This window comes from Undibacterium sp. FW305-107 (genome assembly GCF_058788535.1).
Genome location: NZ_JBYTAV010000009.1, coordinates 237,842 through 261,635, shown reverse-complemented (window position 1 = coordinate 261,635; position 23,794 = coordinate 237,842). Strand labels below are relative to the sequence as shown.

At 51.7% G+C, this 23,794-nt stretch carries 13 protein-coding genes; 6 read left to right on the top strand and 7 right to left on the bottom strand.

Going from position 1 to position 23,794, the window contains the following annotated elements; all coding sequences use genetic code 11:
- Window positions 1–5 precede the first annotated feature (5 nt).
- From AC3WQT_RS20795 to AC3WQT_RS20785, 3 genes are read right to left on the bottom strand one after another with little or no spacing between them, the layout of a single operon-like run.
- A complete protein-coding gene (locus tag AC3WQT_RS20795) occupies window positions 6–3,134 on the bottom strand; it encodes a beta strand repeat-containing protein (RefSeq protein WP_492706668.1) in 3,129 nt (1,042 codons plus the stop codon).
- Between the two features lie 56 nt (window positions 3,135–3,190).
- The gene (locus AC3WQT_RS20790; protein ID WP_492706666.1) at window positions 3,191–5,500 is read right to left on the bottom strand and encodes a CHAT domain-containing protein; all 2,310 of its coding nucleotides are present in this window, start codon (window positions 5,498–5,500) and stop codon (window positions 3,191–3,193) included.
- Between the two features lie 11 nt (window positions 5,501–5,511).
- Window positions 5,512–7,032: a ShlB/FhaC/HecB family hemolysin secretion/activation protein gene (locus AC3WQT_RS20785; protein WP_492706664.1), complete on the bottom strand. Its 1,521-nt coding sequence runs from the start codon at window positions 7,030–7,032 to the stop codon at window positions 5,512–5,514.
- A 428-nt stretch (window positions 7,033–7,460) separates the two neighbouring features.
- On the opposite strand from AC3WQT_RS20785, the gene AC3WQT_RS20780 reads away from it, so the two are divergent.
- Both AC3WQT_RS20780 and AC3WQT_RS20775 read left to right on the top strand, forming a co-directional pair.
- Window positions 7,461–7,832, top strand: a complete 372-nt coding sequence (locus AC3WQT_RS20780; RefSeq protein WP_492706662.1) for a GFA family protein — start codon at window positions 7,461–7,463, stop codon at window positions 7,830–7,832.
- Between the two features lie 33 nt (window positions 7,833–7,865).
- Complete coding sequence (locus tag AC3WQT_RS20775) at window positions 7,866–8,507, top strand: LysE family translocator (RefSeq protein ID WP_492706660.1); 642 nt, start codon at window positions 7,866–7,868, stop codon at window positions 8,505–8,507.
- Window positions 8,508–8,519: 12 nt separating this feature from the next.
- Here the strand turns inward: AC3WQT_RS20775 and AC3WQT_RS20770 are convergent, their stop codons facing one another.
- The 4 genes from AC3WQT_RS20770 to nirB form a co-directional block, all read right to left on the bottom strand.
- Window positions 8,520–8,990 carry a GNAT family N-acetyltransferase gene (locus tag AC3WQT_RS20770; protein ID WP_492706658.1) on the bottom strand — a complete coding sequence of 157 codons (471 nt, stop codon included), beginning with the start codon at window positions 8,988–8,990 and terminating at the stop codon, window positions 8,520–8,522.
- Between the two features lie 6 nt (window positions 8,991–8,996).
- The gene (locus AC3WQT_RS20765; protein ID WP_492706656.1) at window positions 8,997–11,759 is read right to left on the bottom strand and encodes a nitrate reductase; all 2,763 of its coding nucleotides are present in this window, start codon (window positions 11,757–11,759) and stop codon (window positions 8,997–8,999) included.
- Window positions 11,760–11,958: 199 nt separating this feature from the next.
- Window positions 11,959–12,303: a nitrite reductase small subunit NirD gene (gene nirD / locus AC3WQT_RS20760; protein WP_492706654.1), complete on the bottom strand. Its 345-nt coding sequence runs from the start codon at window positions 12,301–12,303 to the stop codon at window positions 11,959–11,961.
- A 24-nt stretch (window positions 12,304–12,327) separates the two neighbouring features.
- The gene (nirB, locus tag AC3WQT_RS20755) at window positions 12,328–14,757 is read right to left on the bottom strand and encodes a nitrite reductase large subunit NirB (RefSeq protein ID WP_492706652.1); all 2,430 of its coding nucleotides are present in this window, start codon (window positions 14,755–14,757) and stop codon (window positions 12,328–12,330) included.
- Window positions 14,758–15,128: 371 nt separating this feature from the next.
- Between nirB and AC3WQT_RS20750 the strand changes: the two genes are divergently transcribed.
- The 4 genes from AC3WQT_RS20750 to AC3WQT_RS20735 all read left to right on the top strand — a co-directional run bounded on the left by AC3WQT_RS20750 (window position 15,129) and on the right by AC3WQT_RS20735 (window position 23,682).
- On the top strand, window positions 15,129–16,343 hold the full coding sequence (locus AC3WQT_RS20750; protein ID WP_492706650.1) for a nitrate/nitrite transporter: 1,215 nt from the start codon (window positions 15,129–15,131) through the stop codon (window positions 16,341–16,343).
- A gap of 10 nt (window positions 16,344–16,353) precedes the next feature.
- A complete protein-coding gene (locus tag AC3WQT_RS20745; protein WP_492706648.1) occupies window positions 16,354–18,066 on the top strand; it encodes a bifunctional protein-serine/threonine kinase/phosphatase in 1,713 nt (570 codons plus the stop codon).
- Window positions 18,067–18,228: 162 nt separating this feature from the next.
- Window positions 18,229–20,346, top strand: coding sequence for an EAL domain-containing protein (locus tag AC3WQT_RS20740; RefSeq protein WP_492706645.1), 2,118 nt, complete (start codon window positions 18,229–18,231; stop codon window positions 20,344–20,346).
- A gap of 6 nt (window positions 20,347–20,352) precedes the next feature.
- A complete protein-coding gene (locus AC3WQT_RS20735) occupies window positions 20,353–23,682 on the top strand; it encodes a PAS domain S-box protein (RefSeq protein WP_492706643.1) in 3,330 nt (1,109 codons plus the stop codon).
- Window positions 23,683–23,794 lie beyond the last annotated feature (112 nt).

Sequence of the window (23,794 nt, the reverse complement as noted above, 5' to 3'; positions counted from 1 at the left end):
GCAACTCAATATCTCAACAAACTCGTCGCGGTGGGCAATAAGCCACCCCGTCCGATCAGACTCAATGAACTGCCACTACCCAGCCTGCACAAATCGGCTGCCAGGTCTGCAAACTCATATGCTTGCGCATTCAAATTCACCAGACTGGCAGAAAAATCGACTTGCGGGCTACTCAAGCTGACAAGTCCATTCACCCCATCAGGTGCTGCAGCCTGTATCAAATTCTTGCCGCTACCATCAAATTTTTGCGGCGCACCGCCAAGCAGCAACTGATTGCCACTGGCGATGGTGGCGTTCACCTGTATGTTCACGTTACCGCCACTGGCAGCCTTGGCCGCAGTATTTGCCTGCACAAAACCGCTACGCAGTATCAAGGCTGGTGCACTGATGCTGATATCGCCACCATTGCCTGTCTGCAGACCCGTAACGGAAGTGGTGATTTGTGAGCGCTCAAGTATCAAAGCGCCTTTACCATGGACATTGATACCACCGCCATTCCCTTCAAAGGCACTGGTGTTGATATTACTGTTTTTTGCAAGCAGGCGGTGAGCATAGTTGAGACGAATATCACTGGCAGCCACATTGCCGCTGGCAGAAGCAGTGATTTGCGCCTGCTGCAACGTGATATCCGAGGCATCAATTGCCAGCAGGGTTTTGGCAGGCAATTTGTCGGCGCTGACCTGGGCAGCATTGCGTATCGACAGTATGCCCTGATTCATATCCAGGCTATCGGTCGCCTTGATATTCACATTACCTGTATAACCGCTGGATGCAGCACCAGCTTCTGAACTGATGATGGCATTGCTGTCCACACGAATCTTACCTGCATTGACATTGACTTCACCAGCCTTGCCATTGGCATAAGCACTCGATGAAATTTGTGCGCCATTGCCCATCTGCAGTTGGCCCGCAGTGACATTCACCGCACCGGCATTGCCGACTGACCTGCTGGTAGATTCACCACCTGCATTAGCGCTGCTGAGGATACCCGTACTCAGAATCTTCGCATTAACGTCATCTTCCTTGATGGGATTGCTGAGCTTGCCATCCAGACTGATGCTGGCGGCATTCACTTTCACGGTACCAGCCGAACCGGTAGTGTAACTGATCGTCGCCGACGATATCTGACCGCCATCCTTCAATGACAGATTACCAGTGATATTGACATCAACATTACCGGCATTGCCTTGCGCCTGCGTACCAGCATCACTATAGATACCTGTCGCCGCTCCCTTGCCATTGACATCAAGACTGGCAGCATCAATTTTGACGCTGCCACCATTACCCACAAAGCGGGTGGCAGAAGATATTCTCGCACCATCTTGCATCTGTATGGACTGATTGGTTTTGACTGCAATATTGCCAGCATTACCCACACCTATGGTTTCAGCAAGGATGCCACTGCCATCACCATCCAGAGCCAGGGTATTGGCAGCCACATTAATAGAACCACTATTGCCGCGCGTGTACGTAGTAGTCGAGATCCGCCCGCCACCAGCCAGTGATAACTTGTCAGCCACGCTGACATCAATATCACCACCATTCCCGCCACGGAAATTGGCAGAAGCACGAAAATCACCGGCGTCGCTATAGATGCCCGCCTCCAAGCCCTGACCATCAATGTGCAGGCTATTGCCAACAAACCTGATCTTGCCAGCCTGACCTGCATCAAATGCTGAGGTTGCGATGCCGCCTTCAGACAAGATGGTAGTAGTCCCACTGACATTGACGCTGACATTACCGGCATTGCCAACAGCACCAGAAATACTGTTAATGCCGGTAGAAATGCCATTGCCATTGATCAGCAATTCTGCAGCACTGACTTTGACATCGGCACCCTGCCCTGCCGCATAAGTGGCAGAAGAGATTTGTGCGCTATTCAATATGCTGAGCTTGCCTTTGACTATGGCCTCAACATTGCCTGCATTTCCCGTTCCTTTATTGGTGGTGCTGAGCAAACCTGTATAAGGGCCATTGGCCTCTGCCCCGTCGAGCATTATTTCACTGGCGTTCACACGCACATTGCCAGCATTGCCCGATGTATAGCTGGATGAAGAAATGACTGCGCCATTCAGGATATTGAGTTTGCCCGCCACATTGATGTCAAGATTGCCCGCATTGCCATAAGCTTCGTTAGCCTGGCTGAAAATACCTGTCACTTGTCCCTTGCCATCCATACTGACATTGGCTGCATCAAGCCTGATGGAACCGGCAGTGCCAGAACTGAAGGTAGAAGTGGAAATACGGCCAGCATTGACTATGCTGAGCTGTTGGTTTGCCGCGATAAGAATATCGCCCGACTTTGCACCACCATCGTTAGCATTGCTGAAAATGCCGGTAGGTTTGCGTGCATCTTGTCCGTCGATAAGAATATCACCTGCCTGTATACGCACCTGGGCACCATCGACATTACCACTCACCGATGCATTGAGACTGCCACCATTGACTATACTCAATTTGCCATCCGCCTTGGGCAACTCACCATTAAAGCCAACTTCCAACTTGCCCTTGCCTATGGCAGCCACGCGCACTGCTGCGCCGGGTGCGAGCAAGCTTGCGTCATTGATAGCGATATCGCCAGCAGCCAGCGTCAGCGCCTGTTGCGGGCGGACATTAACTGTTGCGCCATTTTTGAATTCAAGAGTGGCAGAATTATTTCCCAAAAATCCAAAAGCTTCAGGCGCGGCAGCGGACAGGGTGCTGGCTTTTGCCGTATCGACATAAAAATTCCCATCTGCAAATTTCACATAATCTGCTGTACTGATATGCAAACCTGCAGGTACATCAATGGCAGCCCCTGCACCAACAATCACACCAGCAGGATTGATGAAATAAAAATGCGGCTGGTTACCCGCAGTTGCACTGAGTTTCAACAAACCATTTATATTCGAGGCTACGCCGCCAGTGACGCGGGCTATTACATTTTGCAAAGCCGTCGAAGTGGTAAATGTGGCCGATTCACCATTTTCTATACTGAAGTTTTTAAAGCTATGAAATAAATTACCACCCTTGGTCGTACCCAGACTTTGTGGGACGACGAAATTGCCACTCAGGTTTTGTACGGCACCAACGGTGCCGTCAGTGGTGGCACCGGCGTAAGCAAATACAGGAATACTCCCAAAAGCCAAGGACAAGCTTACTCTGAGAAGGCTTAATCTGAGCAAGTCCACCTTATGCAATCGCTTAGTCTTCATAACCAGCTCCCTACCATGATGAATGGTGCCCAATAAAATGGATGACTGAACTGATTATTCTTCATCAATTCCAACTGCGCCTTTTGCAAGGCCTGTGCCTTGCTGGTGGCAGGTTCTGCCAGGCGACGGTAAAACTGGCCCATCAGCAAAGTCGCCGCATCATCAGATACAGGCCACAATGAACCCAGCGCACTCCTGGCCCTGGCTTTTAGAGCCGCTCCACTCAAGCCCAGCGGTGCCCTGTCATCACCTTCTGCCGTTTCACAGGCCGACAGTGTCAATAACTCCAGTTCCTGATTCTTCATACCACCTGACCGTAAAAATCCTTGCAGATTATCCATGGTGATCAGATCATCATGCGCCATGACAAAGGTGCTGTCGGCAGTGCCGCCAAACACACCATGTGAAGCGATGTGCACGATCTGGTAATCACCCGTCCTGACCTTCTGGCTGAATGCTGCAACGGTAAAATTCGCATTCAGCAAAGTCTGGCTGCTGGTCAATTTTTCCAGCGTACGGATTTCTTCATCGACGCCAGCCAGCGCTAGCATTTGCTGCAACTGCTGATGCTGGGCTGGCTTATTCAGAATAGCGGCTTCGCTTGCCTGGGGGATATTACGCAGGCTGCGCGTCAGCACGGCTCTGGCAACTTGCCTGCCATTTGCTGTCGTTTGTGGATTAGCTGCCAGCAATTGCTCAACCATGGTGCCGGGCAATTTATCAACAACAGCACCAGGCTCGCTCATGCCTGCCAGCAGCGTTTTATATGCAGTGTCGCCAAGGTTGCGAACGCTGGTATTGGTGAGGCTCAAAGCAGGTACAACCGCTATCGCATATTTTTCTATGGCAAATTGCTGGCCATCATGCAAGGCCGCAAAAGGTAAAAGGCGCAATACACCGTCTGGGACAATAACCAATGTGCGTATGCCTTGCTGAGAGAGTTCAGCATCAACTGGCGCCAGCAAGGCCTGATACAGACGCTTTGCCTGCGGTTTAAAAGAAAGATTCTCTTTCAGTACAACACCAAAATCGAGCACGTCGGCGCGCATCTTTGCTGAAGACATAGGTATGCTATGGCTGTACATACCCTTGCTTGTTTCCAGCAAAAGCTCCAGCCTGTCGGGCAAAATGATGGGATAGAGTATTGCTGTGTCATGAGCGATCACATCATTCTTATTGTTCTTACGATTGGCCCTGGCGGTATCAACAGCACAGCGGTCACCCAGATAGTCCTGCAATTCGGTTTGCTTGAGCAATTCCAGCACATCGCGGGCGCGGCGCAATTGTGCATTTTTTTGGTCATCATTCAATCGCGCAGATGTCTGCAGTAACAAATCTGCAAGACCCAGATACACAGGCTCCAGAGTTGCACGGAAAGAAGAACGACCATCCTGATATTCGACCGGTATGTCAGTGCGTATGACTTCTATATGGTCGAGCGCTCTTTGATAGGCGGCGATTGCCTCAGTATTTTTTACTTGCGCCCGCAAGATGCGGCCATGACGCCATTCGATATTGATGAGCAAGTCATGCGCTTCCAGTCCCTGCGAAGCCAGCAGGGCCTGGTCAGTCAATGCCAGGGCATCATCATAACGATGTGCATCTTCGTAAAGCTGTGCAAGCTGGTCCAGTGCTTCCAGTTGCAATCTTGCCTGGCCCTGCTTTGCAGAGAGTTTACGTGCATAGTCAAAAGCCTGAAAAGCCAGGCTTTGTCCCTCTGCGCCCAAAGGCTTGGCTTGCGCACCAAGATTCAGACTATAGCGGGCAGCATGTGGCTGCTCTCCTGCTCGCTGCAGACCTTGCCACAATGCCTGCAGGTTTTTCAGGCTGGCTGCCGGGGTCAGCTTTTTTGCTTCCAGCTTTTGCCGGTTCAGTCCGACACTGATTGCGATTGCGGCATCAGAATCAGCCAATTGCAACGCCGCATCGTAGTAGTAACGCGCCTGCTCTACATGCCCCTGTTGCTGCTGCCAGTTGCCAACATCAATTGCATAGCCAGCCTTGTCCAGTTTATTGCTGGCATGATCAAAGGCAAATACCAGGTAGGGCTCTGCCTTGGCAATCTGATGCATTTGCACATAAGTCTGCGCCAGTGCAGACGCGGCCTTGACTTTATCTGCTGTCTGATCAGCCCTGGCGTAAGCAGTTTGCAAAGCCGACAGTGCCTGCGTATAACTACCGCTGGCACACTCATGCAACCCCTGATCCAGCGCAACATCGCTTGCAGATGCAAGCATGTGGATAGACATTGCCAGCACACTGGCAATCAAGATGCATTTGGCTGGTGAGGCAAATTTGTTACGCATATGCCACACTCTCAAAATAAATGGTAAGTCAATTGGGCATGCACACCATGGTCTTGCAAATTGCCATTGCTCTGCCCCGGCAGACTGACAAGCTTCCTGGCCAGGAACAAGTCGGCAGCCCAGTTTTGCCATTGCCAGTTCATGCCCACGCCTATCGAAGCCAGTCTTTGTGCAACCTCACCCTGGTTGCTGGCTGTCGCCAGATCAGTAAAAGCAATGAGCTTGAATTTGTGTCCGGCTTCCAGCCAGACTGGCAAGGGGTAATGGTATTCTGCATTCAGCAACCAGGCACGGTCGCGTACGACAGCGTTTTCCCTATAGCCACGCACAGTAGCAACACCGCCTAGCGAGAATCTTTCCATAGGCAATAAGCGATCTGGTGTTTGCTGCGCAGAAGCGCGCAAGATGATTTGATCACCAGTCTTGCCGAGGTTTTTGACATACTGCAATTGCCCTGTCCAGATGCGGTAATGCTGATCAGGTACCTGCAAGCTGGTATCACTGCCATCTATATTATTGTGGCCAAAAGCAAACACACTGCGCAAAGCCAGCGCTTGGGTTTCCCAGCGTTCTGTCCATTCCTGGGAAAAGCGTACTACTTTGGTTTTTGAATAACCATCAGGCTCGCCGGGCGTGAAGGAGAATGCCTCGCCCAATAAACTGGTCTGGCTATCGCGCTGGCTATAGCTGAGACCGAGCTCGGTTTTTCTTTGTAGACTATTGACCAAAGTCTGGCTCATGCCCAGTTCATAACCCGAGCTACGGCTCTTTATATCAATAGCTGCCATGGATTCACCAACAACTGAGGAGCTGCCTTTATCAAGGCTGAGCTTCAGTGCAGTGCCACGGCTATTTACCGGCATGGTCCATCCCAGATGCACTGGGTCAGCACCTTCGCTATGAGCGATACTGGCATCCAGATAATCACCATAACCACTCAGATTGCGCACCCAGCCTGACATGCCCAGCACTTCTGATCCTATCGAAGGCGCACGGTAATTGTTGGCATAGATATTCATGCCATAGGCTTTGGCGCGTACGACATCGATGTCCAATATCGCAGTACCGGGCTTGTCACCGGGGATGATGCGGCTATTGATTTTTTCAAACAGCGGATCAGTCAGCAAGAGCTGGAAACGCTGCTGCAAGACTGGCATATTGAACACTTCATCATCCCGGAGCAAGCGCTGCTGCAAATAAGCTGGCCGCAGCCTTTCTTCACCTTTTAGCCGGACTTCAGAAATGCGTCCTTCTATCAAACGTATGCTGACTATGCCTGATGGAAAAGGCTCACTACCCTCTGCCACGACCAGAACGGCACCAGAATTGAGGTAACCACGTTCTGCATACAGGCGCGAAATACGGGTGCGCAATTCTTCCAGATCAGCATAAGTGGTGCGCTTGCCGAGATAGGCTGCCGACATGTCCTGCAGTTCTGCAGTACTGATGACTGCGTTGCCATTGAATTGAAACTCCCTGATCATCACATCCCTGGAGGCAGTCTGTACCACAGGCAGATCATTTGCAAACACGGAAGCTGGCTTTAACCACGCCAAAGCAATACAGGCAGCAATCAGCGATATTCTTGAAACTACAGGTCTTCCAAAAAAAGAATTCTGCATGGTTATTGGCCGCCAGTACTGATAAATCGATGTGCGGTCATAGTCTGAAGAATGGCTTGCATGAGATGGTTGAAAAATAAACGGAGCACAGTGTTGCTGAGCAGACCCGGCATGATAAGTCTATTGCCAAATCATTACAACGATACCAAGGTATGGCTTACATTTGGACACACCTGAAACAGGCAGACAAGGCTTTGCAGCAAGCTTAAATAAATATACACGGAATTGTCATGGTGAATTGACCATGGCAGCACAGTATTTTGCAGAGAATTGTACCGGTACACCTGGTCTGCCATGCTCTAAGATGAATCTTAATGAAGACTCAGGAGTAGCAAAAAATGCAAATACCCGGTTCACGCCCCACGCAAAAATATCAGGGCAGTTGCCATTGTGGTGCTGTGCGCTTTGAAATAGAGACGGATTTTCCTGAGCTGACGATGTGCGACTGTTCTATCTGTCGTCGCAAAAATGCCTTGATGGTCAAGGTACATGAAAGCAAATTCAAGCTGCTGGCGGGCACGGAATCATTGAGCGAATACCAGTTTCACACCAACACCGCCCATCATTATTTTTGCAAGACTTGCGGCATTTATCCTTTTCATCGCAAGCGCGTGACGCCAGATAATTTTGGTATCAATGTCTATTGTCTGGAGGATTTTGACCCTGCCGGTATCCCGGTACGACAAGCCACTGGCGCAAAGATGACATAGAAGGACATTTTTTAATCAAACCAGGAACTAGCGATGCAAACCCAAACCCTGCTTGCCTTTACCGCCATGGCCAGCCTGGCGATACTCAGCCCCGGCCCCGCCACCTTGCTGTCTTTAAAAAACGGTGCAAGTTATGGCACGCGCGCTGTCATGTGGTCAGCCTTTGGCAATGTGTGCGGCATCTTTTGCCTGTCCACTACTGCCTTCCTCGGCCTGGGTGCATTGCTGAATTCGTCAGCCATGCTGTTTACTGCCGTCAAGATCATCGGTGCGATCTACCTGTTTTATATCGGTGCAAAACAGTTGTTTGGAAAGAGTAGTGCGTTGACACATGGTGTCCAGAACGGGCATGCAGATAAGCAGCCACGTCCCCGTAAATTATTTTCAGAAGCCTTCTTGACAGCGGCTACCAATCCCAAAGCCCTGATGTTTTTTACAGCCTTGTTCCCACACTTCATTACGCCGGGTGAAGCTCTGGCGCCACAGTTTTTTGCATTGATGGCGATCTTCATGAGCCTGTCTTACCTGACCCATCTGATGTATGCCCAACTGGCTGCGCGTGCCATGCATGTGCTGGTCAAGCCGCGTTTTGTGAAGTGGATTAACCGCATAGTCGGCGCGGCCTTCATCACCTTCGGGACGATGTTGCTGAGTTTACGCAGACAAACCGCTTGAGGGTCTGAGGGTTCAGGCAGATAAGATTTTTTCCATGAAGACGCTCAAAGGGTCTTCTTCATAATCAGCAAAAGCAGCCCTTTCGGCATATCCAAGGCGGAAATACAAGCCCAGCGCCTCAGGCTGCCTGATACCGGTTTCCAGCCGGGCTACGCGGATATCCTGGTCCAGCAAGTGATCTTCCAGCGCACGCATGATGTGCTTGGACAAACCCCTGCCGCGGAATTCTTCAGGTACAAACACCCGCTTGATTTCACCGTAACTTAGTTGTTCATCGTCATCAAACAGAATAGTCACAGCACCACAGGCAGCCAGTTGTCCGTCTATGTGACAACCGAGAAAAATCACATTATCTTGCACTAATGCGTCCACGCTTAACAAGTGATTACTCTCGGCTGGATACAGTGCCGCCATATAAGCATCAGACATGGCTATCAACCTGCCTGCTGCTTCTGAAGCTGGATCTATTCTCTCTATCTTCATGTTCTTTTATGTTACTTTTTCCTGCATGTTGAAACTGATCATTTTCTTAAGCTCAGGCACACAAGAACCGCAATTCGTGCCACATTTGAGTTTAGTCTGCAAACCCGTCAAGACATCGGCTGGCAGGCCATCCATGTCACCAAGCGCCTTATTGATTTCGGTATCAGTCACATTCAGACAACTGCAAACCACTTTGCCACGGGCGGCAAAACCCTGCGGTGCCGTGGTGCTTGGCATGAGCAAGAGGCGGCCCAGTCTGGCCACAGGTTCCTGCGCCTGCAGGAAATCCTTGAGCCAGCTTTCGGCAGACACATCCCCTGCCAGCGCCACAGCAGCCAGACCACCTTCTTTCACCAGAATATGGCGAGAAACACTGCGGCGCTTATCGTCATAACGCAAGACATCCGCGCCCTGTATGCCAAACAGCTGCTCGATTTTTTCCAGAACTTCAGTTGCTACCGCTTCCTCATTCGCAGCACGGAAGATCACCCCCACTTTGTCACGGCCAAATGGTATGCAGGATGCATAGGCAAACTCGCGCATGTAAGGGCGTAAGGCAGTTTGGACGGCATAAGCTTCTTCACTATCCAGCCAGGCGAATACCACGAAACGCCATGGCAATTCTGCTTTCAAAATCTTGACGGCAGCGGCTTTCAGTTCTGGTTGTTTTGAACTGGGATCGATTGCTGGTGAAGTCAATGCATTCACGCCATAGCTGGCGTTCCTGGCATGACCACGGCCAGATACATACTCTTCACCCCAGTGCATGGCGATGAAAACCTGGCCAGCGCGCTGCTCATCACTTTCAACTACCGGCAAAATGACAGTGCCACGGCGGCTGCTGACATGCACCAGGTCACCCGCTTTGAGGAAGCGCCTCTGCATGTCTGTGGCCTCCATGCAAATGCCAGGTTCAGCCACGTGGGCAAACAACTGTGCGACAGTACCCGTACGGCTCATGCCATGCCATTGATCGCGCAGGCGACCAGTGTTCAAGGAAAATGGGTAGCGTGCATCAACTGCGTCCTTGACAGGCTGATACACGGTATTGACGAAACGTGCGCGACCATTTGGCGTAGGGAAGATACCATCTTCATACAAACGCTGTTTGCCAGCGCTGGCACCAGCCGGATAAGGCCATTGCTGTGGCCCCTGCTGTTCCAGTATGGCGTATGACAAGCCGGTGATATCGAGGTCACGGCCACGGGTACTGTCGCGGTGTTCGTTCCAGACTTGTTCGTCGCTGCCGTACCTGAAGTTTGCTGGCGACTTGCCCAGCAAAGGGGCCAGTGCCTGCGCAAACTGACTGGCGATTTGCCAATCGTGTTTTGCTTCGCCAGGTGCCGGTATGACGGGGCGCACACGGGATATGCGGCGTTCTGAGTTGGTGACGGTGCCAGTTTTCTCTGCCCAGGTGCTGGCTGGCAAAAGTATGTCGGCGTAAGGTACGGTGGCGGTGCTTGCATAAGCCTCTTGCACGATCACCAGCTCAGCTTTTTGCAGGGCTTCGCGTATGAGATTTTGCTCAGGCATGGATTGAGCGGGATTGGTGCAGACTATCCAGATGATCTTGATCTCCCCCTGCCGGACTGCCTCAAACATTTCCACTGCGGTTTTGCCCGGCGTGGCGGGTACATCGTCTACACCCCAGTAGACGGCAATTTCCGCCCTGTGTTCAGCATTGGCAAGGTCGCGGTGGCCCGACATCAGATTGGCCATGCCACCGACTTCACGTCCGCCCATGGCATTTGGCTGCCCAGTGAGAGAAAACGGCCCGGCACCTGGCTTGCCAATTTGATGGGTAGCCAGGTGCAGATTGATCAGGGCAGCATTTTTTGCGGTACCGGCAGATGATTGATTGAGCCCCTGGCAATACAGTGACAGGCTGGCTTTGGACTGGCCAAACCAGCGCGCTGCCTGTACCAGGTCAGCTTCCTTGATGCCACAGGTCTTGGCAACAGCTGCTGGTGTGTAATCACGCACAGTTTGCTTGAGTTCGGCAAAGCCTTCGGTATGTTCCTGGATATACCCCAGATCAATCAGGTCTTCCCAAAGACACAGATGCAACATGCCGTTGAACAGGGCAACATCGGTGCCTGGCAAGATAGGCAGGAATAAATCTGCTTCACGCGCGGTATCAGTACGGCGTGGATCAGCGACTATCACTTTCAGGTTTGGATTTTTTTCCCTCGCCTGCTCCAGGCGGCGATACAAAATCGGATGTGCGTAAGCCGTGTTGGAACCGACAATAAAAATAACTTCTGCCAGGTCTATATCTTCATAACAGGCAGGCGGCGCATCGGCACCCAGGGTCTGCTTGTAACCGGCCACGGCACTGGACATGCACAGACGCGAATTGCTGTCGATATTATTGGTGCCTACCAGACCCTTGGCGAGTTTGTTGAAGACGTAATAGTCTTCAGTCAGCAACTGACCAGAAATATAAAATGCCACACTATCTGGGCCATGCGTCTTGATGGTGTTCGCAAACTTGCCCGCCATGCTGGCAATGACGGTATCCCAGTCACTGCGATGACGCGTCTCTTCACGCATTAGCGGATCACGCATTTCAGGATAAAGAGCCCTGACTTGCTGCTGTATTTTTGCATCTGCCGACAGATGCAAGGTACTACCCTTGCTGCACAGACGGCCAAAATTTGCTGGATGATCCGGGTCACCACGTACCCCTACAACCTGCCCGCCTTCGCTTTCAATTATTACACCGCAACCAACGCCGCAATAACAACAGGTAGATTTGGTTTCAGTCATACATGCCTTTAAGTGCTCGCTGCATCACCATAGTATGTGATGCAGCGCATTTTTTCTAAGAACCTGTTTACGATATGTAGCGAGCGCGCGTCAGCGGGAGTGAGGAGCAGCGCAAAAAGCGGAATGTACTCCAGTACATGAGCATTTTGAGCAGCACATGAACCCCGATCACGCTCGCGCTTAAGATCGTGAACAGGTTCTAAGCCTCTATTGCAAGTGTACGCAATTCATTCGCATCCAGATATACCTGATCTGCATCCACTTTCAAGCTGAATTTTTGCGTGCATCCTTCATCGGGCGCAATTGCACAGCCAGAAGCCAATTCGATATTCCAGTTATGCAAGGGGCAGGCCACTCTTTCACCAAAGACTATACCTTGTGACAATGGGCCGCCTTTATGCGGACACTTGTCCAGCAAAGCAAAGACCTTGTTTTCTGTATTCCTGAAAATAGCCACATCCGGTTTGGCGGCACGCGCAACCACGCGTGCGCCCAGTACGGGAATATCTTCAACACGACAAATAACTTGCCATTCATGACTCATGTTTTTTCCTCTCAAAAAATGGCGTTATGCTGGCAAGCGTTCAAACTGACGCGTATCGACCTGGGCTTTTTCTGGTTCATGCCACGGATCAGATTCACCTTCCAGTGCAAACAGCAAACGTTGATACAGGTCTTTGCGGCGCTCGTGGTCTTCCAATATGATTTTCTTCACATAATCCAGACCGACGCGGGCCAGGTAATGTACGGTGCGCTCCAGGTACCAACCTTCTTCACGGTACAGTTGCAAGAAGGCGCCGGTATACTCCATGACTTCTTCATGGGTTTTCAGTTTGACCAGGAACTGTGCGACTTCGGTTTTGATACCGCCATTGCCGCCTACATAAATTTCCCAACCTGAATCAACACCAATGACACCAACGTCCTTGATACCTGCCTCGGCACAATTACGCGGACAGCCGGATACCGCCAACTTGACCTTATGCGGTGAATACATGCGTGCCAGTTCGCGTTCCAGCTGTTGCCCCATGAGGGTAGAGTTTTGCGTACCAAAACGGCACCATTCACTGCCCACACAAGTTTTCACGGTACGCAAACCCTTGGCATAAGCCAGACCGGATGGCATGCCCAGGTCTTGCCACACGGCGCGCAAGTCTTCTTTCTTCACACCCAGCAAATCGATACGCTGACCACCGGTGACCTTGACTGTCGGTATCTTGAATTTATCGACGACATCTGCAATCCGGCGCAATTCGCTGGCATTGGTTTCACCGCCCCACATACGCGGGATGACAGAATAAGTACCATCCTTCTGGATATTTGCGTGTGAACGCTCATTGATGAAGCGTGATTGCGGATCATCCTTGGCTTCGCGTGGCCATGTAGAAATCAGGTAATAATTAATGGCCGGACGACAGCTGGAGCAACCATTAGGTGTGCGCCATTCCATGAATTCCTGCACGCCAGAGACCGTCAACAGCTTGTTGGCCTTGATGGCATCACGCACTTGCTGATGGCTATGATCAGTACACGCGCACATGGGCTTGACTTTAGATGCCGTCGAATAATCACCACCGGCAGTAAACATGATGATCTGTTCTACCAGCCCAGTACAGGAACCACAGGACGCCGATGCCTTGGTATGCTTGCGCACATCGTCGAGTGTGAACAGACCTTTTTCCTTGATGGCCTTGACGATGGTGCCTTTGCAGACACCGTTACAGCCGCAGACCTCGGCCTCGTCTGGCATGGCGGCAGCCTTGGTATGACCTTCGTGGCCAACGTCGCCGGTATTTGATTCACCAAACATCAGGGAATCGCGGATTTCAGAAATATTCTTGCCTTCGCGCAGCAGTTTGAAATACCAGCTGCCATCGACGGTATCACCATACAGACAGGCACCGATGAGCTTGTCGTCTTTCACCACCAGTTTTTTATAAACACCACCTATAGGGTCAGACAAAATGATTTCTTCAGTGTCTTTGCCACCCATGAATTCACCGGCAGAAAACAGATCGATGCCTGTCACTTTCAGTTTGGTGGATGTGACTGAACCCTGGTAACGGCCAATCCCAAAATTCGCCAGGTGATTGGCGCAGACCTTGGCCATTTCAAACAAAGGGGCAACCAGGCCATATACCGTGCCGCGATGATTAACGCATTCACCAACAGAGTAAATGCGCGGGTCATAAGTCTGCATGGTGTCATTGACGATGATGCCGCGATTGCAATACAAGCCTGCAGACTCTGCCAACGCCGTATTGGGGCGTATGCCAACTGCCATGACGATCAATTGTGCAGGGATTTCCAGACCATCGGTAAAGCGTATGGATTTGACATGACCGGCATCATCACCAATGATGGCTTCGGTATTTTTTTCCAGCAGGAAGTTCAGGCCACGGTCTTCCAACGATTTTTGCAGCATCTTGCCAGCAACGGGATCAAGCTGACGCTCCATGAGCCAGCCAGGCAGATGCACCACAGAGACACTCATGCCGCGCATTTTCAAACCATTTGCCGCTTCCAGACCCAGCAGGCCACCGCCGATGACGACAGCGTGCGTATGCTTTTCTGCCGCCTCTATCATGGTATTGGTGTCGTAAATATCGCGGTAGGCAATCACGCCCTTGAGGTCTTTGCCAGGCACGGGCAGCATGAAAGGTGTGGAACCTGTCGCGAGCAACAGACGGTCGTATTCAGTCTGGGTACCATCTTCGGCTATTACCAGGCGACGTGCTCTGTCTATCTTGACGATTTTTTTGCCCAGGTGCAGAGTGATATTGTTTTCTTCATACCAATCCACATCATTGAGCATGATGTCTTTGATGGTTTGCTCGCCTGCCAATACAGGTGATAGCAGGATGCGGTTGTAATTGGCATAAGGTTCTGCACCAAATACGGTAATGTCATACAGGTCGGGGGCGATCTTGATTAATTCTTCCAGGGTACGCACACCTGCCATACCATTCCCTACCATCACTAGCTTAAGTTTCTTCATGGCTGCTCCTTTGCTTGTCTCCCCAGACACTAAGCAAGAGCAATGCCAGTTCATTTTTATCAGAGTGAAAGCCAGAATGTTTTTATAAGCCTGCACCAATTTAACTGCGCATTAATACGGTTTTCACCAAGAAAAACTGAGGATTCCTCTGTTGGCAGCAAGAGCAATGCCACTTATTGAAGCATGCGCCCAAAATCCTCACTGCACTCATACAAAACCAAGCCATTCTGGTGCATTGCACCATTTAATTCAGATGACGCACGATTTTCGCGCAGTAAGTTTTGTTTTTAATCATAAAGCAGAGCAAAGGCATGCACATTTTGATGGCACGTCCCTTGCAAGTGGCATGCGTGTTCACTATTGGAGCGACCATGCAAAAAACATCATTCTGGAAAGCCGGGCACACACCCACCCTATTGGCATCTTTCTTTTATTTTGACCTGAGTTTCATGGTCTGGGTATTGTTGGGGCCACTCGCCATCCAGATTTCCAAAGACCTGGGTCTGACAGCGGCACAAAAAGGCTTGATCGTCGCTACGCCATTATTAGCTGGCGCTCTATTGCGCATCGTGATGGGTGTATTGGTAGATCATTTAAAACCCAAGAAAGCCGGTTTGATAGGGCAAATCGTCGTACTGATAGGCTTATGCTGGGCATGGCTGGGTAATTTGCATACGTATGAACAACTACTGTTCCTCGGTGTGATCCTTGGTGTCGCTGGCTCTGCCTTTGCCGTGGCATTACCGCTGGCATCACGCTGGTATCCTCCTGAACACCAGGGCACCGCTCTGGGGATAGCGGGTGCAGGTAATTCTGGCACCGCCTTTGCTGCCCTGTTTGCACCAGCATTGGCAATCGCCTTTGGCTGGCAAAATGTGTTTGGCCTGGCGCTGATCCCCTTATTTATAGCACTAGCTGTTTATCTGATTTTCGCCAAGGATGCACCGGGAGACGCACCAAGCAAATCCCTGACTGAATATCTGGCCGTCTTGAAAGACAAAGACGCCTGGTGGTTCATGTTCTTTTACAGCGTTACCTTTGGTGGTTTTTCTGGCCTGGCATCCTCTTTGACAATTTATTTCAATACGCAATATGGTTTAACGCCAGTGACGGCTGGTTACTTCACTGCCGCCTGCGTCTTTGCCGGTTCGCTGGTGCGTCCCATGGGTGGCCGTATTGCCGACCGCATCGGCGGTATCAAAACCCTGTCTGTCATGTACAGCATCGCTTCTGCCTTCCTGTTCATTGCTGCCATAGGTTTGCAATCGGCTACTGCTGCGGTATGTGTATTTGTGGTTGCCATGCTGGCACTGGGTACAGGTAATGGTGCGGTATTTCAACTGGTGCCGCAGCGCTTCCGTAAAGAGATGGGTGTCATGACTGGCCTGGTCGGCATGGCCGGTGGCATAGGTGGTTTTTATCTGGCTGCCAGTATGGGTTATTCACGTCAGATCACTGGTAGCTATCAAATAGGCTTGTCAATTTTCGCCAGCCTCGCCATTGTCGCCTTGCTGGGTTTATCATTAGTCAAGAAACGCTGGCGCACTACCTGGGGTTCCGCCGCCATGACTACAGCAAAAATTTAATCGATCGCATATGCCACTGACTGTCAGCACAGGACATCACAGCGTCGCCGGCTTACGCCCGCGCAATGAAGACTTTGTCGGCATGGTCACGCCGGGCGAACCCGAGCTATCCTGCAAGGGCATGGTACTGGCCGTAGCCGATGGGGTCTCCGGCAATGAAGGCGGACGTGAAGCGGCTGAATATGTAGTGCGTGGCTTGCTCACCGATTACTATGCCACGCCCGATACCTGGGAAGTGACAACAGCGCTGGACAAGGTGCTGGTTGCCATGAATAGCTGGGTACAGCAGCAAGGCTCAGTGCGCCGTGAGCTGGCAGGCATGGCCACCACCATGACTGCACTGGTCCTGCGGGGGCGCATGTATTACAGCGCCCACGTGGGCGATACCCGCTGCTACCTGTTGCGTGATGGTGTGCTGCAAAAACTGACCCAGGATCATGTCTGGGACAGGCCAGAGATGCAGCATGTCCTGACCCGTGCTATCGGCCTGGACAGCCACCTCGTCATCGATCATGGCATGGGTGAATTGCGTGTCAATGATGTCTTTTTGCTGGCCTGTGATGGTATCTGGGCCAGCCTGACCGAATATGACCTGACAGATTTTTTGAAGCAAGTCAGTGCAGGCAGCCTGGGCAGCGAAGCCGCCTGCGAAGCACTATGTGCAGCCGCACTAAAGGCAGGGTCGCAAGATAATTGCAGCGCTGTGATAGCACGCGTAGAGACCTTGCCTGAAGGTGAACTGCGCGATGCCATCAGCGAGCTGCATGCCCTGCCCGTGCCGCCGCGCATGAAGCCTGGCCAGACCCTGGACGGTTATGCCATAGAAGAAGTCATGCATACTTCACTGACGACGGTACTGTATCGTGTCAGCGAACCATCACATCACCGGCAACTGGTATTAAAAACCCTGCACCCGGACAAGGCCAACGATACGCAAGAACGCTCTGCCTTCGCGCATGAAGCATGGCTGGCAAAACGCGTCGTGGCGCGCTTTTTCCCACAGGTGATTACTCCTGATCAGAGAAACTACCTGTACTATCTCTCGACCTGGCATGCCGGTGCATCCCTGCAAAAAAGGCTGGAAGCCGGTCAGCATTTCACCATACCAGAAGCAGTTGCCTATGGCGGCAAGCTGGTACGCGCCATTGGTGCCCTGCACAGGCGCAGCATCTTGCACAGGGATATCAAGCCCGCCAACGTGCATCTGGGGGATGATGATGAGATCCGCATTCTTGACCTCGGCGTAGCACAATCCGGCTTTGACAGCCAGGATGGCCAGGGTAACGCCAGCCACACCATGGCGGGCACACCCTCATTTCTGGCACCGGAACAATTCCAGGGTGCCGCACCGTCAAGGTCTACGGATTTGTATGCCACCGGGGTCACGCTCTACTATTTGCTGACGCGCCATTATCCCTATGGTGAAGTGGAGCCATTCCAGCGCCCCAAATTTGGTGAGGCGGCATCACCAGGTCGTTATCGTCCCGACTTGCCACACTGGCTGGAAAATGTCTTGCTCAAAGCCGTCGCACGCGACGAGGCCGATCGTTTTGAAACAGCAGAAGAATTCTTGCTGGCACTGGAACGTGGCGCAGCCCATCCCCTGCCCGCCCCGCAAGCCAAACCCCTGGCTCAGCGCGATCCACTGGCCACCTGGCGCATGCTGGCAGTCTTGTCCATCGTCGCCAATGTGCTGATGTTGTATATACTGATAGCACGCTGATCCTGCCTCCCTGAGATCGCTCACTCACAATAGTATTGCTCTCGCTGTTAATAGTGCATTAACATAAGACCATAATGTCAGGCTCATGCCATGCCAGTGGCTTTTGCATGAATCTGGAAACTGCACCTTCTGTAGCAAACCAAAACGATACATTGATAACTTATGTCTTCTAGCTTAAATCGTCTGATTCAGCTCCTGCGCTTGCGCCGTATAGGTATGCGTCTGGCGCTCAGCTATGGTTTGCTGCTGATTTTATTCAGTATTGTATTGCTGTTGCCAATTTCACAAATTCGCAACATGACTGCGCGTAATGAGCAATTTGCCCGCAAAGAGGTGCAAAGTCTTTTATATGTGCAAGAACTCAGTGTCGCAACAGAAAACGTCGGAAGAGCCCTGTTGCAATTCCTGACTGTTCCTTATGAACAACGTGTTCCTGAATACACCATCGTCGATGAAAAAAATCGCCGCATAGATCGTCTGATCAGCGATCTCGAAGCCAGCCTCAGTGATGATGAGCAATTGAAAAGCCTGAAAGTCCTCAAGCAAAAACGGGCGATCTACAATCAGCACTATCTTGATACAGTCAACCAGCTGGAAGATGAAGGGCAAGATGCCGCCAAGGCCAGTTTTATCACGCGGGTAAAACCTGCGCTGGATGCCTTGTTGGATCAGTCAAAAACCTTCCTCAAACGCGAGCAGGAGCTGATCCAGACGCATCAGGCGGAAGCGCAACTGGAATTGGAAGAAACTGGCAAGATGGTGGCCATGCTCTCAATATTTGGCGTGATCCTGGCTGCGGTACTGGCGTGGCTGACTACCCGTAGCGTGGTCAGGCCGCTGGCACGTCTGGAAACCAGCGCCTTGCAAATTGCCAGAGGTGATTACCAGACACGCTTCATCCCCAGCAAGACTGAAGAAGTAGCACGCGTCGGTGAAGCCCTGAACACCATGGCTGAAGCCATAGGCATACGCGAACAAGCAGTAGAGCGTCTGGCGTATTACGACAGCCTGACCGGCTTGCCCAACCGCACCCTGCTGCTCAAAACCCATGAAGGCCAGGGTTTACCCCACCAGGGCTTTATCCTGATGGACCTGGCACGTCTGAAAGTCATCAATGAAACCCTGGGTTTTGATACCGGTGATACTGTCATATCAGATGTGGCCATGCGTCTTAAAACAGTTATCGGCGGCGATACTGCGTCACAAAAACCATGGCTCGCCAGACTGGCTGGCGGTGCGTTTGCCATACTTTGCCATGACAGCTCCAAAACTGCGATTGAAGACTTGCACCAACGCATAGATGCTGCCATGGCCGATCCGGTCAAGTGCGGCCAGCACTCGGTCGATGTCAGTCTGGTATATGGCTTTGCCATCACCGCAGCCACACCCTTGCCCTTGATGACCCTGATCAGAAATGCTGAAGTTGCCCTGTATGCGGCCAAACGCAGCGCCAGCTCATCCGCCTGGTACACCGATGCGCAAGAAGCTTCGCGCCTGACTCATCTTAGCCTGTTGTCTGACTTGCGCTCTGCCGTCAGGGAATCAGAATTGCAAATGTGGCTGCAACCCAAGCTGTATCTGCAATCTGGCAAGGCCTATGGTTTTGAAGCGCTGGTGCGCTGGCAACATCCTGTACGCGGTTTTATTTCGCCCGCAGAGTTTGTCCCCTTTGCTGAACGCACAGGCTATATCAGCATGCTCACCATGTGGATGCTGGAGCAAGCCATCGTCACACTCAAGAACTGGCAAGAAAAATATCCCGGCCAAACCATTGCCGTCAATGTCAGCACCCATGATTTGCGTGACACCAGCTTCCCCGACCAGATTGCGGCCCTGTTGCGTCAGTATGACCTTGACCCCAAATTGCTGAAGCTGGAGATTACCGAGAGCGGCATCATGGAAGACCCGGGCAGCACCATAGAATTGCTGAACCGCCTGCGCGCCATTGGCCTGGATTTGTCCATCGATGATTTTGGTACTGGCTATTCTTCCCTGTCCTACTTGCAGCGCCTGCCCGTCAGCGAACTCAAGATAGACCGCAGCTTTGTCACCGATATCGACAAACTGCCCACGACCCAGGGTCTGGTCAAGGCCATCATAGAAATGGGCCATGGCCTGGGTTTGAGCGTGATTGCCGAAGGCATAGAAACCGCAGCCGAACGAGAAAGCCTGCGCCAGCTTGGTTGTGATTCCATGCAAGGCTATTTCGCCAGCAAACCGCTGTATGGCGAAGGCTTACAAAAATGGCTGGACGGTCTGGCAAGCCACGCTCACGACTGATTCACGATGCAAGCACCTGATTTTCCTGTCGATGAGATATTGCGCCTGCAAACCCTGCAAGCCTGCGCCATACTGGACACACCGCCAGAAGAGCGTTTTGACCGGCTGACGCGGCTGGCAAGTCACCTGTTCAAGACACCCATCGCTCTGGTTTCCCTCATCGACAGTGAGCGCCAGTGGTTCAAATCAAAACAGGGTCTGGATGTCAGCGAAACGGCGAGAGATATTTCTTTCTGCGGCCATGCGATACTCAAGCCAGATATCCTGTACGTCGCCGATGCCAGCCAGGATGCGCGTTTTGCCGACAACCCTCTGGTCAGCCATGTCCCCAATATCCGCTTTTATGCTGGCGCGCCCTTGCGCGCACGTAACGGCCAGAGCCTGGGCACCCTGTGCATCATCGACACCAAACCGCGCATACTCAGCGCAGAAGACCTGGCTGCCCTGCGTGACCTGGCTGATTGTGTCGAGAGTGAATTTTCACGCGAAGAACAGCAAAGACAATTGCATGCCTTGCTATCGCTGACTGCCATCACTGCCCTGTCGCACCAGAACCCTGAAGCAGCCTTGCAACAGACCCTGGCCATGGCCTGTGACTATCTGGGTATGACTTGCGGCCAGATCAGCCGCGTGCAAGCAGGTGGCAAAGCCAGCCTGGTCTGCCAGTCCGGAGATTCTCTGCATCCTGAAATGGCAAGCTCGCATTCTGCACCGCTGTGCATCCTGCCAGAAGATGCGAACAAGGGCCTCATTCATGCGGCAGACCTGGCAGAAAGCAAGTACAGGGGCAAAGTGCCTGCACAGATACAATGCCTGATAGGCCTGCGCCTGCATATCAATGCCAGGGATGATGCTGCACTGTGTATCTGGCATACCGAGCCAAGGTCATTCCCGTTTTCAGAAGTAGAAACAGAATTTGTACGCCTGCTGGCCGACTGGGTCACTGGCGTCATGAAAAGACAGGAACTTGACCGGCAACTGCAAAGGCAACGTGCACTCAGCGACGCCATCGCCATGGCACAGGCTCTGTTCATACGTGAAACAGATCAGGAAAAAGGCTTTGAATCACTGCTGGCAGCGATCTTGAAACTGACAGGCAGCGCCTATGGTTTCATTTGCGAAGTCAAGAATAATACTGTCAGCAACCCTGCCCTGAAGAGCATGATGCTGGCCTGGAATACACTCAGCCCGAATATTTCCAGCACCAGCCTGGACACCGCCGCCAGGGATATCGCCTGCCTGCAATTAAAGTCCAGGTATGGTGCGGCGCTCAGATCCGGGCAGCCAGTCATTGACAATACAGCAGATGCGCTCGACAAGGTTTTTCCTGCACATTTCGATGCCTTGCAATGCTTCTTGTGCATACCCGTGCAATACGATGGCGAACTGATAGCCCTGGTCGGTATCGCCAACAAGCCAGATGCCTACGACCAGTATGTAACAGAATTCTTAAAACCCCTGTTCAGCACGCTTGGTCAGTTGATCAGCGCAGCACGTGCGCAAAAGCGCAGGTATGAAACTGAGCGTCAACTGGTCAATGTCATCAAGGGCACCAATATCGGCACATGGGAATGCAATATCCTCACCGGCGAAACCATCTATAACGAGCGCTGGGCCGAGATGCTGGGTTACACCCTGGCAGAACTGGAGCCCACTACCGTTGATACCTGGCTCAAGCTATGCCATCCTGAAGACCTGAAGCTGACCAGCGCCATGATAGAACAGCACTTCAGGGGTGAAATCGAGTACTTTGATCTGAAGAGCCGCATGCGTCACAAGGACGGCCACTGGATATGGATACATGACCGTGGTTGCGTCGTCAGTTGGGGCCCCAATGGCGAACCCCTGATCATGTCAGGCAGCCATGCCGACATCACCAAGCAAAAAGAAGCGGAAGCAGAACTCGAACACGCCTATGAATTGCTGGAAAAATCCAATACTGCCGCGCGCATAGGTACCTGGGGCTTTGAAGTCAAAACCCGCAAGCTGCAATGGAGTAAAGTCACCCGGCAGATACATGAGGTTGATGAGACATTTGAATGCGGTGTTGACAATGCCATTGCTTTTTACAAAGGCGCAAAAAAACAGCAAGAGATTCGTGAATTATTTGTCAGGGCCATACGCGAGAATATTTCTTTTGATAGCGAATTTTGTATACTCAGTGCCAAGGGCAATGACAGATGGGTACACGTAATCGGCTTCCCGCAATTTGAAGAAGGCGTGTGTGTACGTGTCTACGGCACCTTTCAGGATATCAGTGAGAGAAGAGCCGCCGCAGAAGACTTGCGCGACCAGGCTGCCCATACCAGCGCAGTACTTGATAATGTGCTGGATGGCATCATCACCTTTGATGACCAGGAGATCATCCTCAGCGTCAACAATGCAGCAGCACATATTTTTGATTATGCCGTTGACGAATTACTGGGTCAGAACATACGCCAGATCATCCCCTATCCCGTGCACGAAAGCGACAATGCACAAGCGCAAAAAGCCGGCATACAAAACATCATAGGCATAGGGCGCGAAGTGGAAGCGCGTCGTAAAGATGGCAGCTTGTTCCCGCTTGATTTGTCGGTATCCACCGTTTCAAGATTAGGGCAACCACTGTTCATCGCCCTGATGCGTGATATTACCGAACGCAAGCGCACTGAAACCATCAAGAATGAATTTATCTCTACAGTCAGCCATGAATTGCGCACACCCCTCACCTCTATCTCGGGCGCACTTGGTCTGATTTCTGGCGGCGTCTTTGGCAGCTATCCAGAACGCATGAAACAGATGATCGATGTCGCCAACAAAAACTGCCAGCGTCTGACCTTCCTCATCAATGACTTGCTGGATATGGAGAAACTCACGGCAGGCAAGATGACATTCCGCCCTGAAACGATCGCCATACGCGAGTTGCTGCAACAGGCGGTGGAAGCCAATCAGACCTTTGGTTCAGAACGTGGAGTCAGCCTGCAACTGGCAAAACAAATGCCGGAGATCAATATCTCGGTCGATACCCAGCGCTTCATGCAAGTCTTGTCGAACTTGTTGTCAAATGCCATCAAGTATTCACCTGAAAATGATGTGGTCAGCATCGAAGCAGAAAAGCGGGGACATAAGCTGCGCATCATCGTCATTGATCACGGCGTCGGCATACCGCATGAATTCCGCGACAGGATATTCCAGAAATTTGCCCAGGCAGATTCTTCTGACACACGGCAAAACGGCGGCACCGGCCTGGGCCTGGCCATCACCCGCGAACTGGTAGAAAGAATGGGCGGCACCATAGGTTTTGAATCGATACCCGGACAAGCCACCAGGTTTTATGTGGATTTGCCGGTCTCTTGAAATGCCTTCAAGCATTGCGCTTCACTTCATCAACTCATTTCTTCATCATCAACGCAGCACTTCACGAGTGCATCAATTTGTCATTGCCAACGCATTGCCAGCAAGTGAAAAG